The sequence below is a fragment of the Rhodanobacter sp. FW021-MT20 genome (assembly GCF_041107475.1).
Taxonomy (GTDB): Bacteria; Pseudomonadota; Gammaproteobacteria; order Xanthomonadales; family Rhodanobacteraceae; genus Rhodanobacter_A; species Rhodanobacter_A glycinis.
Map to the genome: position 1 here is coordinate 153,882 of NZ_JBGBPX010000007.1, position 16,142 is coordinate 170,023.

20 protein-coding genes are annotated in these 16,142 nt (G+C 62.4%); all 20 read right to left on the minus strand.

All coding sequences use genetic code 11. The features are described 5' to 3' along the window. Positions 1 to 8: 8 nt before the first annotated feature. Positions 9 to 1,259, minus strand: a complete 1,251-nt coding sequence (locus tag AB7849_RS10035; protein ID WP_369501025.1) for an NnrS family protein — start codon at positions 1,257 to 1,259, stop codon at positions 9 to 11. Between the two features lie 322 nt (positions 1,260 to 1,581). Then, positions 1,582 to 1,905 carry an ATP-binding cassette domain-containing protein gene (locus AB7849_RS10040; RefSeq protein ID WP_369501026.1) on the minus strand — a complete coding sequence of 108 codons (324 nt, stop codon included), beginning with the start codon at positions 1,903 to 1,905 and terminating at the stop codon, positions 1,582 to 1,584. Between the two features lie 268 nt (positions 1,906 to 2,173). After that, on the minus strand, positions 2,174 to 3,253 hold the full coding sequence (locus AB7849_RS10045) for a DNA-binding protein (RefSeq protein WP_008217391.1): 1,080 nt from the start codon (positions 3,251 to 3,253) through the stop codon (positions 2,174 to 2,176). Between the two features lie 345 nt (positions 3,254 to 3,598). Further along, positions 3,599 to 4,828 (minus strand): MFS transporter, encoded by a 1,230-nt coding sequence (locus tag AB7849_RS10050; RefSeq protein WP_008217390.1) that lies wholly within the window; start codon positions 4,826 to 4,828, stop codon positions 3,599 to 3,601. Positions 4,829 to 4,864: 36 nt separating this feature from the next. After that, the gene (locus AB7849_RS10055) at positions 4,865 to 5,560 is read right to left on the minus strand and encodes a cytochrome c biogenesis CcdA family protein (RefSeq protein ID WP_008217388.1); all 696 of its coding nucleotides are present in this window, start codon (positions 5,558 to 5,560) and stop codon (positions 4,865 to 4,867) included. Between the two features lie 83 nt (positions 5,561 to 5,643). Next, complete coding sequence (locus AB7849_RS10060) at positions 5,644 to 5,913, minus strand: thioredoxin family protein (protein WP_008217387.1); 270 nt, start codon at positions 5,911 to 5,913, stop codon at positions 5,644 to 5,646. Between the two features lie 15 nt (positions 5,914 to 5,928). Next, positions 5,929 to 6,480 carry a heavy metal-responsive transcriptional regulator gene (locus tag AB7849_RS10065; protein WP_202799682.1) on the minus strand — a complete coding sequence of 184 codons (552 nt, stop codon included), beginning with the start codon at positions 6,478 to 6,480 and terminating at the stop codon, positions 5,929 to 5,931. Positions 6,481 to 6,549: 69 nt separating this feature from the next. Continuing rightward, positions 6,550 to 6,777: a heavy-metal-associated domain-containing protein gene (locus AB7849_RS10070; protein WP_008217385.1), complete on the minus strand. Its 228-nt coding sequence runs from the start codon at positions 6,775 to 6,777 to the stop codon at positions 6,550 to 6,552. Between the two features lie 45 nt (positions 6,778 to 6,822). Then, positions 6,823 to 9,300 carry a heavy metal translocating P-type ATPase gene (locus AB7849_RS10075; RefSeq protein WP_008217384.1) on the minus strand — a complete coding sequence of 826 codons (2,478 nt, stop codon included), beginning with the start codon at positions 9,298 to 9,300 and terminating at the stop codon, positions 6,823 to 6,825. Beyond that, positions 9,297 to 9,524, minus strand: a complete 228-nt coding sequence (locus tag AB7849_RS10080) for a heavy-metal-associated domain-containing protein (protein WP_008217383.1) — start codon at positions 9,522 to 9,524, stop codon at positions 9,297 to 9,299. The genes AB7849_RS10075 and AB7849_RS10080 overlap by 4 nt, the downstream gene beginning before the upstream one ends. Before the next feature lie 204 nt (positions 9,525 to 9,728). Beyond that, a complete protein-coding gene (locus AB7849_RS10085) occupies positions 9,729 to 10,679 on the minus strand; it encodes a patatin-like phospholipase family protein (protein ID WP_369501034.1) in 951 nt (316 codons plus the stop codon). 71 nt (positions 10,680 to 10,750) lie between these two features. Further along, the gene (locus AB7849_RS10090) at positions 10,751 to 10,963 is read right to left on the minus strand and encodes a DUF3330 domain-containing protein (protein ID WP_157618250.1); all 213 of its coding nucleotides are present in this window, start codon (positions 10,961 to 10,963) and stop codon (positions 10,751 to 10,753) included. Positions 10,964 to 11,022: 59 nt separating this feature from the next. Next, positions 11,023 to 11,259, minus strand: coding sequence for a broad-spectrum mercury transporter MerE (gene merE / locus AB7849_RS10095; protein WP_008217380.1), 237 nt, complete (start codon positions 11,257 to 11,259; stop codon positions 11,023 to 11,025). Beyond that, the gene (gene merD / locus AB7849_RS10100; protein ID WP_008217379.1) at positions 11,252 to 11,623 is read right to left on the minus strand and encodes a mercuric resistance transcriptional repressor MerD; all 372 of its coding nucleotides are present in this window, start codon (positions 11,621 to 11,623) and stop codon (positions 11,252 to 11,254) included. The genes merE and merD overlap by 8 nt, the downstream gene beginning before the upstream one ends. A gap of 210 nt (positions 11,624 to 11,833) precedes the next feature. Continuing rightward, complete coding sequence (gene merA / locus AB7849_RS10105; RefSeq protein ID WP_369501027.1) at positions 11,834 to 13,555, minus strand: mercury(II) reductase; 1,722 nt, start codon at positions 13,553 to 13,555, stop codon at positions 11,834 to 11,836. Between the two features lie 303 nt (positions 13,556 to 13,858). Continuing rightward, complete coding sequence (gene merC, locus AB7849_RS10110; RefSeq protein WP_439822714.1) at positions 13,859 to 14,338, minus strand: organomercurial transporter MerC; 480 nt, start codon at positions 14,336 to 14,338, stop codon at positions 13,859 to 13,861. Further along, entirely contained in the window at positions 14,307 to 14,585 is a 279-nt protein-coding gene (gene merP, locus AB7849_RS10115; protein ID WP_369501028.1) for a mercury resistance system periplasmic binding protein MerP, read from the minus strand. Before merP ends, merC begins: the two co-directional genes overlap by 32 nt. Positions 14,586 to 14,604: 19 nt before the next feature. Next, the gene (gene merT, locus AB7849_RS10120; protein WP_369501029.1) at positions 14,605 to 14,967 is read right to left on the minus strand and encodes a mercuric ion transporter MerT; all 363 of its coding nucleotides are present in this window, start codon (positions 14,965 to 14,967) and stop codon (positions 14,605 to 14,607) included. A gap of 143 nt (positions 14,968 to 15,110) precedes the next feature. Continuing rightward, positions 15,111 to 15,860 carry an HvfC/BufC family peptide modification chaperone gene (locus AB7849_RS10125; protein WP_369501030.1) on the minus strand — a complete coding sequence of 250 codons (750 nt, stop codon included), beginning with the start codon at positions 15,858 to 15,860 and terminating at the stop codon, positions 15,111 to 15,113. Beyond that, positions 15,835 to 16,142, minus strand: a 308-nt coding sequence (locus tag AB7849_RS10130; RefSeq protein ID WP_369501031.1) for a multinuclear nonheme iron-dependent oxidase, incomplete at its 5' end; no start/stop codon positions are given. The genes AB7849_RS10125 and AB7849_RS10130, both read right to left, overlap by 26 nt.

The following is a 16,142-nucleotide window of genomic DNA, read 5'->3' on the forward strand; positions in this document are numbered from 1 at the left end:
TCATTTCCTCACCCCGGCTTGCCATCCACGCGTGGCGTCAGGTAGATCCACGCCGAACGTAGCACCCATGGCAAGAATGCCAACAGCCAGCCGGTACCGGCGATTACCAGCCATAGATAGGTGTCGCCGCCCAGTTCCGCACGGATGCGCAGCAGAGCTACTGCCTGCAACAACACGAAGCACAGCCACGGTATCGCACCCATCTGCAGCAGCCGGCCGGAATGGCCCTGGGTAACGCGCGTCACCATTGCCACCAGCATCGAGCCGAAGAAGCCGATCGCCAGCGCGTGTAGCGGCGCACGGCCCAGCACATAGCGTCCAGTGGCCGCCAACACGATGTCTTGTGCCGAGAACAGCATGAACGCCACCGGCAACCACGCAAACGCCAGGTGAAGCACCGCCAGCAGGCCGGGGCGCATGCACTTCCATGGCTGCCAGGCCAGTGCATGCCCGCCAAATACCAGCGCCAGTGGTACGTCGCAAAGCCACAGCCAGCGTAACTGCCCGCCCCATTCCAGCAGCAGGTGCGTCACCAGCAGCCCCCACACTACGAGAAGGCTCCACTTGGGCCGTCGCATCACGTAACCGCGGCCAGCCGCTGCGTTATGGCTGAAGAACGGCAGCATGCGATGACATACGGTGAAGTACATCGGTAGCAGGAAACCATACGTGCCCAGCTTGACTGCTAGCCAACCCAGCGCCGGTGATTCGCCTGGCAGCATCAGCCAGGCGATGAACAGTGCCAACCCCAGCGTCCCCACACAGAAAGCCGCGAAGCACGACCAACCGTGCTGGTTGCGTGCTGCCGCCCGGTAAAGCACACCGGCCAGCGTAAGGACACCGAGCAGGTAGGCCGCCATCATCAGCAGCAACCCCGCCTTCAGCAGCCATGGCTCGCCAAGCAAACCGATGTGCGCCAGCACGTAGCCACCCAGTACACCACCAGCCACCGGAAGGTAACGCAGAGGCGGCACGGCCGGTCCGCTCATCCAGCGCGGGAAGGTGGTCATCAGGAAACCGAACATGAAAGGTGGGAACAGGCCGTACTGGATCAGCATGGCGTGCCCCCAGACGGGCGGAATGGTCGGCTGCGGCCAGCGGACCCATCCGAATCGCTGCGAGGCCAACTCCAGTGTCCACCAGGTCATGGCCAGCAGTACGGCCACCGTGCCGGCGAAGAACAGCGAACGATGAGGCGCTGCGGCCAATGACGCAGTGGGGGCCTGGCGGGCCTTCATGGGAGTCGATAGGTCATGCATGCTGCCGTCCAAATGCCCTGTGACATCAGGCTCGTCCGTCATCCTCGCCGGAGGGGTATGACGACGGTTGCCGAGATGTGATCGTACCGTCGTCATCCTGGCCGACAGCCGCATTGCGTACCCTGACCTGGATCAGTTGGGGTCAGCGCTGGCCCACTTCGACAGCAAGTTGGCACTGTCGTCGTGTGATCGCACAGCACATACGAAGCCGGGTACCCTGCCCTTCGCCATCATGAACGCATCGGTTCTACGGAGATGCCCCGACGATCGACTTGCATTCACTTCGGCACCCATTGCGGGATCACGAAGCAGTCGCCTTCGCCTATTTGATCGAGTCAATCTGTACCTGATGGGAAGCAGACTGGTGTCTGCCACTCCCATCCGCATCCGTTACCCGGTGTCGCTCCGCAATGCGGCCGTCGCGCATCGTCGCCACCTCGTCCACCAGGCTCGACAACCCACCCAGCCGGTGCGTGATCAGCAGCACGCTGCGCCCCGCCATGACCTTGTCCAGCGCCTGGTAGAGCTGCGCGGCGGTGCCGGCGTCCAGGCCCTCGGTCGGCTCGTCCAGAATCAGGATCGGCGCGTCGGCCAGCAGTGCGCGCGCGATGGCGATGCGCCGGGCCTCGCCGCCGGAGACGCGCACGCCGTTCTGGGGGTCTAAGCCGGAATCCTCAAAATTTCCGGAAAACGCCGTAAACTATTGTTTATAAAAAATAAGGTGCCACAATCGGCCTTCACTAAAGGTAACCCGGCGGACGGAGCCGGGGGAACTCCCGATTGGTTTAGCTGGACTTAGCTAAAATTAGCTGTATGGCTATTTGTGCCATCCCCCGATAGTATAAAATAAGCGCTAAAATAGCTTATATAACAATGATCTATCTTCGTCGTGACTAGCAACGTCGGATGTTCGATCACGCCGGATTCCCACGAGGTATCACTTCAGCTTCATGGGCGTCTGAGGTACTGACTGTGCGCATTCGAGCAAATGTTTCTTCCAGTACCTCCAACCGTGCTCGGCTGGCGGCGCACTGGGTCTCTGCCTGTCGCCGGTGATCCCGTTCGGTGGCCAATAGAGTTTCGGCCGCCGCGAGCTGGGTTTGCAGATGTGCCTGCCCCTGTTCGGCCTGGGCCAAACGCATCTGCAAGGTTGGATGCTCCTTGGCCAGCGGCAGATTCGCGTCGTAGGCGTGTTGCAGTTTCTGATGCTCGGTGCGGAACTGGCGAAACTCCTTGTCGAGCTGATTGATATGCTCGGTCATCCGGGCATTATCGCGGTTGAGCTGCAGTAGCTCGTGATTCTTGCTCGTGATGGTGTCGTTGGCTTGTCGCAACTCGACCTGCAGTCCCTGCACCTGGTGTTCGTGCCGGCGCTGCTCTTGGTCGCGCTGTTCCTTGACTGCCGTCCGATAGTGCTCCAAGGCATCGCGGGCATGCTGGTGTTTGTCTTCCAGCGACTGAATGTGCGCTTCGTGCTCAGTCAGCCGAGTGGTCATGCCGGCGACCCGCTCCTCCAACTGCTGGACGAGCAACGCGCGATCACGAAGCCCTTGTTGGGCCTGTTCATGGGCAGCCTTTTCGTCTTGCAGGGCGATATCGGTACGCTGCAGCTGCGTGCTGAGCGCCGTGGCTTCTTGGCGGTGCTGTTCCACGGTGGCAGTCAGCGCTTGGCGTTCCGCCGTGAAGCGTTCTTGCGCCGCGGTGATCCGGACCTCGGCCTCCTCGTGCAGGCGTTCGGCCAGCCGGCCGACTAGATCCTGTAAGGCATCGCTGATCGCCACCGTCGCACCGACACGTGGCCCGTCCTCGGCCTCCAGCTCCTTCAGATAGCGGTGGATGGTGGTCTTGGAGCCGGTATTGCCCAAGGCCACCCGTAAGGCGTCGACCGAAGGATGCTTTCCCTGCGCCAACAGACTGTTCCGCGCCTTCTGGACCTCGGTCTTGTACAAGCCACCACGTGCCATATCGGTCTCTCGATGGATTTCATAATGCATTACATACCATGTAATTACATACCGATCAATCACACAAGACGCCACAGAAACACGCTATTTCTCAGGCGGGATAATGTTGGATTATCACGCCTGATGCCGCTTAGACGCGAAAAAGGCGCCCGACGCCCGTACAGATGCCTGACATTGAGCGTCTAGCCAGAACGGCTCGGCAGTGCGGCAGCTCATCGCCGAGTGCGACGACTACTTGAAGGTTTAGCAGACGCGCGAGCTGGCGGCGCACCTCGTCAGTGTCTTCAAGATTCGAAAGTAATCACCCCTTCTTCAGAAGTGAGAGCCGACGCTCGGCGACGAGCGCGAGCAAACGATGCACTTCCCGGTCGAACACTAACCCCCGGATGACAGGCCTGTTGGTGTAGAAGGAATTTCGGTACGAAATAGCCAGCGGGAGCATACGGCAGCTGTCAGCTCAACGGCTGAAAATACGCCCAATGCCGCGCCGAAGCCGAAATGCAACACCTCGCCGAAAATGAGACTCCCCAGGCCGAAGCCCACGAACAGTGTGAATACGTTCAGGCCCATCGCCTGTCCCGGACGCTTGCCGCCGAGTGTTGTCACAATGCCGGCGAAGAGAGGCTGGGTCATGTCGTAGCCCAATGACAGCACCGCCGCCACGAGTGGCGCAAGCAGCAGCGGGAACCCGACGAGCAGCGCGGCAGCGGCGAGCGCGCTGAATACGAGCCCGATCGGCAATAACTTCGCACGCCCCCACCTGTCCGCCGCGCGGCCGATGACCGGTCCGAGCAGAAATCCCGGCACGCCGTAACCCAGCAACGCAAGGCCAATACCCATAGGCCCAAGGCCGTAGTGTCGCTGGAGATACACACCGAGCCAGGTGAAGACGCCGGAATGGAACATCGAATTCACGAAGACGTAGCCATACGTACGCCGCCCTCGCGCTGTCTCAAGCAGAGTCAGGTAGCCCCGAAAGAGCTCACCGACCGAGCCGCCGATTGGCTGCATCGCCCCGGCGATCATGCGGCGATAGGGCAGAAACAGACCAAGGACAACTCCCCCTGCGATCCCGGCCAGCAGGAAAAGTCCACGCCAGCCGATGAATGGCACCAGCATCGCGCCCAGTGGCGAGCCGAAGGCCATGCCTCCCGCCATCGCGCCGAACAGCCAGCCGAGGGGGCGGCCGCGCTGCTCGTAAGGAAACAGCTTGCTGACGAGAACCAACGCGAGTGGCACGACGCCACTGGCACCCACACCTGTCAGCACACGCCATAGCGCGATCTGACTGACGGATGTCGCGGTCGCCGTCAACGCTGTCAAGATCGCGAAAGCCGCCAGGGAGGCGAACATGACACGATTAACGCCCACTCGATCAGCCAGCAGGCCATAGACCAGGGTGGCAACGCCGTAAGGAATCAGGTAAGCCGGTACCACGAGACCGACCGCTTGCACCGACGTACCGAAAGCACTTGAGAGTGCTGGGATGATCGGCGCGACCATGTAAGCCTGGAAAAAAATAATGAACGTGGCGGCCGCGAGCATCCGCAGCAGGCGCTCCCGTTCGTGATGGTCGGGGCCCCGGGCGGTGGTGTCATGTTTCACGTTGAATTCCTTGCTACGTCAATCGGTCAGCTTGGCCTAACCCGCCAGTTGGGGAATGACAAAAAAATACGCGTTCAGCATGTACAACCCGGCCAGCACCAGCGTGATCGCACCAGCCACCTCGAATGCCTTCTGGTAACGCTGAAGTATCGCGAGACTCTCCAGCCAGCCCACCGCTGCGGCGCCCAGGATGACGGGGACTGCCCGCCCCATCGCAAACGCAAACAAGAGTGTCGCGCCGAACAGGGGCGATCCGATACCCGCCGCGACACCGAGCAGCACCACAAGCGCAGGCGTGCAAAACGGGCAGACCGCGACGGAAAAGGCGGCGCCCAATGCGGCAGCCCCCCAGCCACTGCTGGCCCGTTTTCCGCGAAGCGAAATCGATGGCAACGGCAGCCTGATCCATCCAGGCCACATCAACCCCAGCAGAATCAGTGCGGGCCCCAGGACGAGGCCCCACTTCCGGTCAACCAAGTGTGCTACCCACTGTCCCCCAAAGCCGGCAATCAGCCCCAGTAACGTCTGGATGACCACCATCCCCAGAACGAACAGGCCGCCGTAGAGGATTGCTGTTCTCGGTTCGCGCGACTTCGTGACGTAGGCGAGCGAAACCGGAATGGAGGCCAGTGCGACCGGATTGAAGGTGAACACAAATCCCAGCAGAAAGCCGATCCCGAGCGACGCCAGGCTTGCCTGCTCAAGCGTCGCACGCAGTGACTCAATATTCATGTGGTGCTCCCAGAAGGTGTTCCGGTTCTATCCCGGGCCGTTGTCACGCCGACCTCGCGCGTCATCGTTGCGGTGGCAATGACTCACATGCGTTCACGTTCAAGTCGCCGCGCCAGTTCGTCATGAAGCTGGGCGGCGCTGGGCAGTTTCGGGAACACGAGCTCGCCGTCAATCGCCATCGACGGTGGGGTCAACACCCCGAGTCGCACGGCGTAATCCAGTTCATCGAGCAGGTTCACGTCGCGCCACGTCACCCGCTGCGCGAACGCCTGGGCGATGGCTTTGAGGCTATCTCGGCTGCGCTCGCAGTGGCTGCAGCCCGATGTCGAAAACACTTCAATCCTGATGCTCATGGTTCGCGTTCCGAATTAGTGTGGCTCGTGCTGCTGGTTTGCCATGCTGGACTCCAGTGCTGCCAGAATGGGGCAGTCGTCCACCGGCTTGCCTTCGTCCGTGCAGATCTCGATCAGCTCGCTCAACGCCTGGGACATCGCTTGCATCGTCTTGATCTTCTGTTCGAGCTGAAGCTTCTTGCGGATCGCAAGGCTGCGTACGTCACTGCAGCACGAGCGGTCGTCGGCCTTCATCTCAAGCAGTTGGCGGATTTCCGATAGCGTCATGCCGCAGTGCTGGGCGTGTCTGATGAAGTCCAGGCGGCGCACCGCGTCCTCGCCATACAGTCGATAGCCGGCTTCGCTCTTTTTTGCGGGGATCAGCAGGCGTTCATCCTCATAGAAGCGGAGGGTATCGGTGCTGACGTCGGCAAGCTTCGCCAGCTTCCCGATGGTCATTCCGGCGCGCGCCCGAGTTACCTCGCCACGCGGGTCGGTCCGGCGCCGAGGCTCGGGTGCCGGACTTCCTTCTGGAGATGCCTTCGCACCAGCAAGGTCTCGCTTGCTCGAATTGATGGGTGTTCGCACGTATGGTTCTCCAGTGGCGGCGATTCCAGGCTGTATACCCGGTTCAATAAAATGCCGCGGACCGGCCGTTCAACCGACGACCCGGGTCTCGTAACCGGCCTCGCCCAGGCATGCGGCGAGTGCGGCCGGTTCGACCGCCGTCGTGTCAAACAGGACGTTGATACGCTGGTCATGGGCCTGTGCATGCACCTGCCGTACGCCTCCCAGCGGCGTGAGCAGACGCGTGACACGCTGCTCGCATTTCTCGCAGTTCAGGCGCTGGTCGCCGATGACCTCGAATGTGATGGACTTGAACATCGCTAAAATCTCCAGTAATGGTGGGGCACGCGCCGCTTGACGCTTTTACGCGTGACTGGTTTTCTTCAAGGATGCGACCGCATCGGATGGCCTCTGGGGCGGGTGCCCAACCGCCCGGATGGCTTCGAAGAAATAGTCACCCCGACCCCATAACGAGTTGATAAAGATCGCGGTCACGCTTGCGGCCATCGCGACCATGCCCCATATCGGATAAATCAGTCCCGTCGCGGCCGCGGGAATCCCGATGCCATTGAACAGGAAGGCAAGCGAGACGTTTTGCACGATCTTGCGATAGCTGTTGCGACTGACTGCATAGGCCTCGAGTACTGCGCCGAGCCGCTGGTTGAGGATGATCACGTCGGCCGACTCGATCGCGATGTCAGCGCCACTCCCGAAGGCGATGCCAACATCGGCTTGCATCAGTGCCGGTGCGTCGTTGATGCCGTCGCCGACCATCGCCACCCGTGCGCCCTGCTGCAGTTGCCGGACCAGCGCCGCTTTCCCGGCCGGTAGCACACGGGCATGCACTTCCTCTATCCCGGCGGCATGTGCAAAATGGTGTGCCGCCTGCTCGTTATCACCGGTGATCAGGCTGGTGCGAATGCCAAGCGCGTGCAGGCGGCGCACGGTATCGGCCGCGTCAGGCCGCAGCGCATCGCCGAGCGCCAGTACACCGAGCAGAACGCCGTCGCGCGCAACACCGATCACGGTCAATCCGCGCGCTTCCAGTTCATTGATGCGTTCGTCGTGGTCCGCGAGATCCACGGCTTCGGCCGCGAGAAACGACGGGCTGCCGACCATCAGCGTCGTGCTGCCCAGCTGCGCGCGGACGCCCTGGCCGGTGATGGCCCGGAATCCCTCGACTTCGGGCAGCGCAAGATCACGTTTAAACGCTTCCTCCACCACCGCCCGCGCGAGCGGGTGCTCAGAAAAGGCCTCTACCGCTGCGGCAAGCGCGAGCAGTTCGTCCTCGGTGCCGACCGTAGCGACGATCTGCCGCAACGCGGGGCGGCCTTCGGTCAGCGTGCCGGTCTTGTCGAACACCACGCGGTTCACGCGTCGCAGCGCCTGAAACGCTTCACCGGTGCGCATCAGAACGCCGCGTTCGGCCGCTTCGCCCGCTCCGCGCACGATCGACAACGGGGCCGAAATCCCCACCGCGCACGGATACCCCATCACCAGCACGCTGAGCCCAGCAAACACCGCCCGTTGCAGATCCGGCGAGGCGCCGACCAGCAGGGGGCCGACGAGCCAGAACAGGGCCGCGGCAGCGGCGATGAACAGCACGAGCGGTGTGTACACGCGCAGCACGCGATCCACCAGATGCAGCAGGCCGGGTTTGAGGGCGCGGGCGTCCTCGACGCTGCGAATCACCTGCCTGAGAAAGCTGTCTTCCCCGACCACACTGACACGCACGAGCAGCGTGCCGTGTCCGTTCAGCGCGCCACTCACGACCCGGTCTCCGCTGCGTTTGTCGACGGCTAGCGGCTCGCCGGTGACGAGTGATTCGTCCACGTCCGATTCGCCCGATTCGACCTTGCCGTCAACTGGCACGCGACCGCCCGGGCGGATACGCACCAAGTCGCCGACGCGCACCTGTTCGAGCGGCACCTCGTGTTCTTGACCATCCCGGACGAGATACGCGACGTCAGGCTCAAGGTCCAGCAGCTTCTTGACCGCCTGCGAACTGCGGGTCTTGACGATCAGCGACAGCCATTCGGAAAAGATGTGATAACTGAGCACCATCACGGTCACGGCGAAAAACGCTTCCGTCGGATAAGCGACCGGATGAAGCGCCAGGCCAATCGCCCCGCCGGCGAGGCCCGCGAACGCCCCGAATTCCACCAGCACATGCTGGTTGAGGATGCCGCGCCGCAGCGCCATGAAGGCCATTCTCACAATGTGCTGGCCCACCCCGAAGATGAGCGTCAGGGCGAGTGCGCCGGTCAGCCACGGGACGGCCGCGCCGAACACGCCGCGCAGCTTGAAATAATAGATGCCCGCGCCGAACGCTGCGAGCAGGGTCGTACCGACGATCGCCCGCTGCAGCCCGTAGCCACGCAACACGACGAAGGCAAAGGCGACCAGACTGACGAGAGAAAACACGCAAAGCACAAACCAGGCGCTGTCGACCGGATAGCCGACCAGACCCATCGAGGCGATGCTGGCCGTCAGGGCGGTCAGGAAGCGGCCACGCTCGCGCACCAGCGCGCGTTCTTCTTCATCGTACGGACGCAGCTTGCGTGGATCGGAAACCGTGTAGCCAATGTCCTTGAGCGTCTGCAGCAAGTCCGCGGCGTCTGCGACTTGGGGGTCATACTCGATCAATGCCTGTTCATGGGTCAGGCTGACGGCGACCTTGTCGACGCCGGGTCGCTTACCCAGTGCCTTTTCGATCGTGCCCGTACACAGCGAACAGTGCAGGCCACCGATGCGCGCCCGGATGCGCCGCCGGCCTGGCAGGCTGGAAGGCTCTTCACTCCAGAAGCGCGGAGCCGATTCAATGGACGTTGCAGTAGTCATGACAACACCTCGACATGGAAGCCCAGCTCATTCAGCCTCTCGCGGATCTGGCTGGCGGTGAGCAGTACCTGGTCAAACGCGACCACCACGCGCTGCGTGCCGGCGTCGGCGGTCACGTGCTGGACGCCTGGCAGGCGCTGCAGCGCGAAACGAATTCGCGTCTCGCAGCCGCTGCAGTGGATTTTCTCGTCACCGGTTACGGTGAAATCAATCCGCTCTGTCATCAAATCCTCCTTCCAGTTTGGCTTGAGTTCGACCGTCGGGTAGGCTCTCTATCGAAATCCCCTTCGCTTGAATCGGAGCAGGCCAAAAGGCCAGCTGGATGACGGTATGCCCATGCTAAACCTTGGGGTTAACTCCAAAGTCAAGAGAAATCGAACTAACGATAAGGGGATCGTTGCCCGTAACGCGTGAAGGCCATTCATGCTTCAGAACGCAGCGATTCGGGTGCGTAGGAATGTCTCATCCAGTTCGGACAGTTCCGCCAAGTTCTTCAGTGCTGGCAGGTGGCGTACCTCATCCATGGCCATCGGAAAATCCAGGTGAGGATTGATGCGGTGGTAGGCCGAGCCGAGCAGGCCTGCCGCCAACAGATTGATGTACTGCGACTGGCTTTCGTTGACGACGCTGTGGAAATGCGCGCCCCAAGCCAGGCGCCCACCGCTACGCAAGCGATCCGGGTCGTAGGGCATAGCGCATTGTTCGCCGGTGCCCACCGACAGCACGGCCAGTTGTTCCAGACAGGTGGTGCCAAGATCGTAAGGCGGTGCGATGCCGCGACGACTCGGGCGGCCGAACCGGAACGCCTCGACCACACCCAGCAGTGCGGGATTGTTGGCATACAGCCCACCGTCGACGAGGTCGGTCAGATGTTCCATCGAATGGGCAGCGAAGAAGGTCGGCGCAGCGGACGTGGCCAGCGCCAGTTCGGCGAGGCGATCATCGTCGTGCCATACCCCTGGCTTGACATAGTCGCTCCGAAACAGATGAGGTCGAGCGTTGATCAGCGAGACGGCAGTAACGCAGACATCGGTCTGCACCTCAGCTAGCGTCAGGTCGCCGAAAAAGGCTTGCATGGCCTCACGTAACGCATCGCTACGGTAACGGGGGCGGAAGTTCCCGATCCACCCGAAGCGCCGAATCGCTGAGCCGAAAATGCGTGGCAGATGTGCCTCGTACAATACCGATATCTCGCTCACCGGTCGGCCGAGCGCCAGGGCCAGCGCGATGATCCCGCCGGTCGAGGTGCCGCAGATCAGGTCGAACCGAGCACTCAAAGGAAGCACGACGCCAGTCAGCGTATTCAGATACCCCTCGACACGTTCGAGAATCTTGAGGGTCAGGTATCCGCGGGCGCCACCGCCATCCAGCGTCAGCACCGAAAACAACGGAGTTGCGGTATCAGCATGTGGCGTTGGGGGCGGCACGGGATTCATGGGTGACAGGGCGTTTAGCTCTGAGCCTGATCCGTCTTGTTACTTTCCGAAGAAGGTGTCGCCGCCGGCACCGTTTCGTGCTCGGCGCGCGCCGAGAAACGCTGCAAGCACGCCGGGCCGCAGAAGTGCGCGACGTAGGCCATGCCTTCCGGCGTCAGCGCGGCGCTCAGCGGGATCTCTGTGCAACAGATCGCGCAATTGACGGTGGGGGCGTGGAGCGTATTCATGGGGAGGTCCCCCTGCGGTCGAGGTCTCGTGATCAGCGCACCGTCGGCCGGTGACACGGTCATGGCCGCTTCCGCAAGGCGCGCAACGCGCTCGTCAACGACAGAATGAATAGTGTGGCTAACCCGAGGATGGCAACACCGAAGTGGTTGCTGAGCGCAGCACCCGCAGCTGTCCCTGACAGGAGGAGTGCCAACAGCGGAAGGTGGCAAGGGCACGTCAGCAAGGCGAGCACACCCCAGGCGTAGGCTCGCCCATGCGAGGTGTGTGTTGTTCCGTTGAGATCGGTATTACGCATGGGTGCCTTCCGCTTCAGCACGCGAAGACTGAGCAGTCACCATCGTCACCAACTGCCGGTCCAGCAGCGCCAGCGTCTCGCGTCGCGCCGCAATCCACAAATGTAGGCGTGCCAGGCATCCCTCGACATCGGTGGTACCGCGGTCCAGCGCGTGACACAGGCGAACCAATTCATCCAGGCCGATGCCGGCCTCGAAGGCCATGCGCACACAGCGCAGCCGCGCCAAGGCTGGGCCGTCAAAGATGCCATAGCCACTCTCTGTGCGCCACGCTGGGTGGACCAAGCCACGCAGCACGTAGTCGCGCACTACGTGAACGCTCACGCCAGCGTCCTGCGCCAGTTTGGATATCGTGTAGGCGGTCACGGTCGTCTCGCTTCGATACACGCCTTGCCGCGTTCCTCGTTGAAGGAACGCGGCTTCAGGAAGGCAGCGCGGCATGCCGTGCTGCAAACCGGTTCGGAATCCTGTCCGTCCTCAAACGCGAACGCCGAGTCGTAAGGAATCCACGTACCGCAAACAACGCACTCGACCACTGGCAGGCTGCAACAGCTCATGGCTCTACCTTCCTTTCGGCTATCCCGCGCAGCACGACAGCTGTTTTACATCCTTGGTGAAGGTCTGCGCCGCCAGCTTCAAGCCCTCGACCATCGTCAGGTACGGGAACAACTGATCGGCGAGCTCCTGCACCGTCATGCGTGCCCGGATGGCCAGTGCGGCAGCCTGGATGATCTCACCCGCTTCCGGCGTGACCGCCTGCACCCCGATGAGCCGGCCGCTGCCGGCCTCGGCGACCAGCTTGATAAACCCGTGGGTGTCGAAGTTGACGAGCGCCCGTGGCACATTGTCCAGTGAAAGCGTGCGGCTATCCGTCTCGATACCTTTCAGGTGAGCCTCCGCTTCGCTTAGGCCCACGGTTGCGACCTGGGGCTCGGTGAACACCACCGCCGGCATGGTCGTGAGATCCAGGGCCGCCTCGCCCCCCATCATGTTGATGGCGGCACGCGTACCGGCGGCGGCCGCCACGTAGACGAACTGCGGCTGGTCGGTGCAATCACCTGCGGCGTAGATGTGCGTCGCACTGGTTTGCATACTGCGGTCGATCACGATGGCGTTCTGGGCATTGACGGCAATACCCGCGGCATCCAGCGCGAGACCGCGCGTATTGGCGGTCCGACCGGTCGCCACCAGCAGCTGATCGGCACGCACTTCACCGTGCCCGGTAGTGAGCACGAATTCGCCGTTCACGTGCGCAACCTGGTTCGCCTGCGTGTGCTCCAACACCTCAATGCCTTCGGCGCGGAACGCGGCCGTGATGGTCTCGCCGATGGCTGGATCTTCACGGAAAAACAGCGTGCTGCGCGCCAGGATCGTCACGCGACTGCCCAACCGAGCAAACGCTTGCGCCAGCTCCACCGCAACCACTGACGAGCCGATGACAGCGAGCCTTGGTGGAATGGCACCGCTCACCAGTGCTTCGGTGGACGTCCAGTATGGCGTTTCCTTCAAACCCGGGATGGGCGGAACCGCCGGGCTGGCACCGGTGGCGATCAGGCAGCGATCGAAGGAACCCTCCGTCTCATCTCCTGCCGTCGATTTGACGACCAGCGTGTGTGCGTCCTTGAAACGCGCTTCACCACGCAGCAGTTGGATGTTGGGGCTGGTGTCGAGAATGCCCTCGTACTTGGCGTGCCGCAATTCGTCGACACGACCTTGCTGTTGGGCGAGCAGTCGGTCACGCCGAACCACTGGCGCCGTACTGGAGATGCCGTCATCGAACGGACTGGTCCGGCGCAGGTGCGCCACGTGCGCGGCACGGATCATGATCTTTGAGGGCACGCAACCGATATTGACGCAGGTACCGCCGATGGTGCCGCGCTCGATGATCGTCACCTGAGCGCCAAGTTCCGCGGCCTTTAGAGCGGAAGCCATGGCCGCGCCGCCGGTGCCGATGACAGCGATACGCAGACGCTGCTCGGCATCGGTGGGCTTGGTGCCGACATCGCTGCGGGACTTGAACAGACCGCCCAACGAGTCCAGCGCCTGGTTGAGCCTGGACGGCTTGGCCGCAGGTGTGTCGGCGTGCGCTGATGGAGCTGCGGCGACCCGGTAGTTTTTCGGCAAGGTCGCGTTGAGTTGCTCCAGACTCAATGGCTGGATGCTGCGGATATGCGCCACACCTTGTGGGTAGGCGACGTCGGCCACGACGATGTCAGTGAGCGTCTTGAGCGCCTTCTCGACATGCCGAGCACAATCCGCGCACGTCATGCCGGTCACGGAAAGGGTTTGTTCGTTCATGATGTTCCTGGCAGATAGGGGTGTGCCGCTTCGGTTTCGAGCAAAGCGGCCCACCGTTGAATCGATAGAAAGGTCATACCAACATCGCAGTCGCGGTATGGCCCGATCAGCAGCAATAGGGCACTACGACGATCAACAGAAGCACGATGCCGATGACGATCGCCGCTGTGATGAGGTCGGTTTTCTTGGCAATCAGCCACACCTTCATGTGTTTCATCTCCGGATGTCATGCCGAGGGGGCTGGTCGCTGGCTATTCGCGGGCGTGATCCAAGAACCCGCCAGTGGAAGGTCATGGCGGCCACTCAGCAACAGCTGGGGTCTCGGTTCGCTCCGCCGTGACCTTTTCCCGGCGGGGATACCAGATCCCAGATCGATACCGCGACCATCAACACCAGACCGGGATAGAGCAACCACGCCGTGGGCAACCCCATGGTGCTCATGAGCAAGGCGGCCGCCAGCACCAGGACGGGACCGATCATGCCAAGGATCATCCGTGGCCATTGCCGATGACGAAGTCCGCCGATCACATTGGCCAGCAAGGCGATGACGGCGAACAGCGGCAGCAGGTAACGGATGAACACGCCCTCGTACTGGCTCAAAAAGCCCAGCCCGATGGCGGCACCCAGGCTGGCGAGGGCGGGAAAGCACGCCGCGCAGCCCATCGCTGTGACGATGGCGCCGATCACGCCGGCTTTGTCGGCCGTGCGCGTTAGAGGATTAGGAAGGGACATGGGAATGGCCTTGGACGCTTCAGTGCTTAACGGTGGAGGGGTAGCCCGCATCCGTCGTGGCGCTGACGAGTGCCTGGGTGCTGGTCTTGGCATCATCGAAGGTCACAACGGCTTCCTTCGTGTCAAACAGGATCTCGGTCTTTTCGACACCGGGAACCTTGGACAGCGCTTTTTTGACGGTGATCGGACACGCGGCACACGTCATACCAGACACCGACAGGGTGGCGGTCTTCGTAGCCGCCCAGGCAGGCGCGGAAATGGCGGTGGCAAGGACGATGAGAGCGGCAAGTTTCTTCATGGGTGGATCCTCCGACGGGTCAGTAAAACAGCGGGGCGAGATAGGGAAAGATCAGCGCCACGAGCACCAGGGCTGCGACGATCCAGAACAAGACTTTGTAGGTGGTCCTGACCTGTGGCACAGCGCAGACGTCACCAGGCGCGCAAGCCGTGGCAGGCCGGTAGATGCGTCGCCAGGCGAAGATCATCGCGATCAGCGCAGCGCCAATAAAGTACGGGCGGTACGGCTCAAGCACAGTCAGGTTGCCGATCCAGGCGCCACTGAACCCAAGGGCGACCAAGACCAGCGGACCAAGGCAACAGGTCGACGCCAGTAGTGCGGTGATACCCCCGGCCAGAAGAGCGCCGGAACCTGTTTTCTGGATGCCTTGGGTATTTTTCATGGAGGGCTCTGCATGGAGGGGGACGCTATGGGAGCACTCTATTCGCGTACTTAGGTACAGAGTCAAGCGTCTGGGTTTCAGTGGGTGACCTCCGCGCTGTGGCCTGCACTGATTCCTGCCAAAGGGTTCTGTCTGAACACACATCAACCCGTTACGATCAGCTGATGTGTCAGCAAACTACGTAGACACACCGCGAGGTCGAATGTCGCGTCGATGGCCAGCGCCGCCACATGCGCGGTCTCCAAGTCGCGCGTATCGATCAGTGTGGCGATGCAGGTGAAGCTCGCCGCGTCCAACGCTGCCATCGCCACCTCATTGCCGTCGCGCCAAAGCGCGACCTGTTCACCGCGACCATCCAATTGCAGCCGCGCGCCCTCGGGCGCGGTGGCGTAACGCCAGATCGTCAGCACCGGATGCGCACTGGTCAGCAGGTGCAAGCTGGGATGCAACCGCACGGGCAACGATAGCGTGTCATCGAGCGTGGCCGGGGCCAGTGGCGATGCTTCAGCGGCCAGTGCGGACTGCTGGCGTAGCCACTCCAATTGCGCCACATCAGGCAAATAGGCAAGTGCTGCCGCTTCGGGCATCGTGGCCAGAAACGCGGCGAAGGCGCCGCCGAACGTCTGCAGGTTGCCGCGCGCCGACGGATGGTGCAGGCGATAGCGCATCGCTGCGGCCTCGAAGAAGGCCTCGCCGACCAGGGCCCGCACCGCGGGGTATGTGGCGCACAGCGTTTCGATCTGCGTACTGGCGATGGCGTTGCTGTAGACCTGCAACCGCGCAGCAGGCGTGAGGGCGGCACCGACGACCCACTGCGCGAGGTCGCCGCCACGATCGAGCATGGCGTCGGCGAAACCGCGTTGCAGCTCAAGCAGTGTGGGTGCGGTGACCATTGAGCAGGGCCTCGGCGCGGTCGGCTTCCGCCAGCAACACCTCCAGTTCAGGGATGTCCTGATCCCACTCGATCAGGGTGGGCACGGGGCCGACCAGGTCCAGCGCCTCGGCGTAGAGTGCCCAGACTTCGGCATCCACCGGTCGGCTGTGGCTGTCGATCAACAACGGTGCCGCGAGATCGGTCTTGCGGGTGAAGCCAGCGAGGTGGATCTCGCGCACCGCCGCGCGCGGCATCGCACGCAGATAGGCATGCGCGTCGAAGCCGTGATTGACGCTGTTGA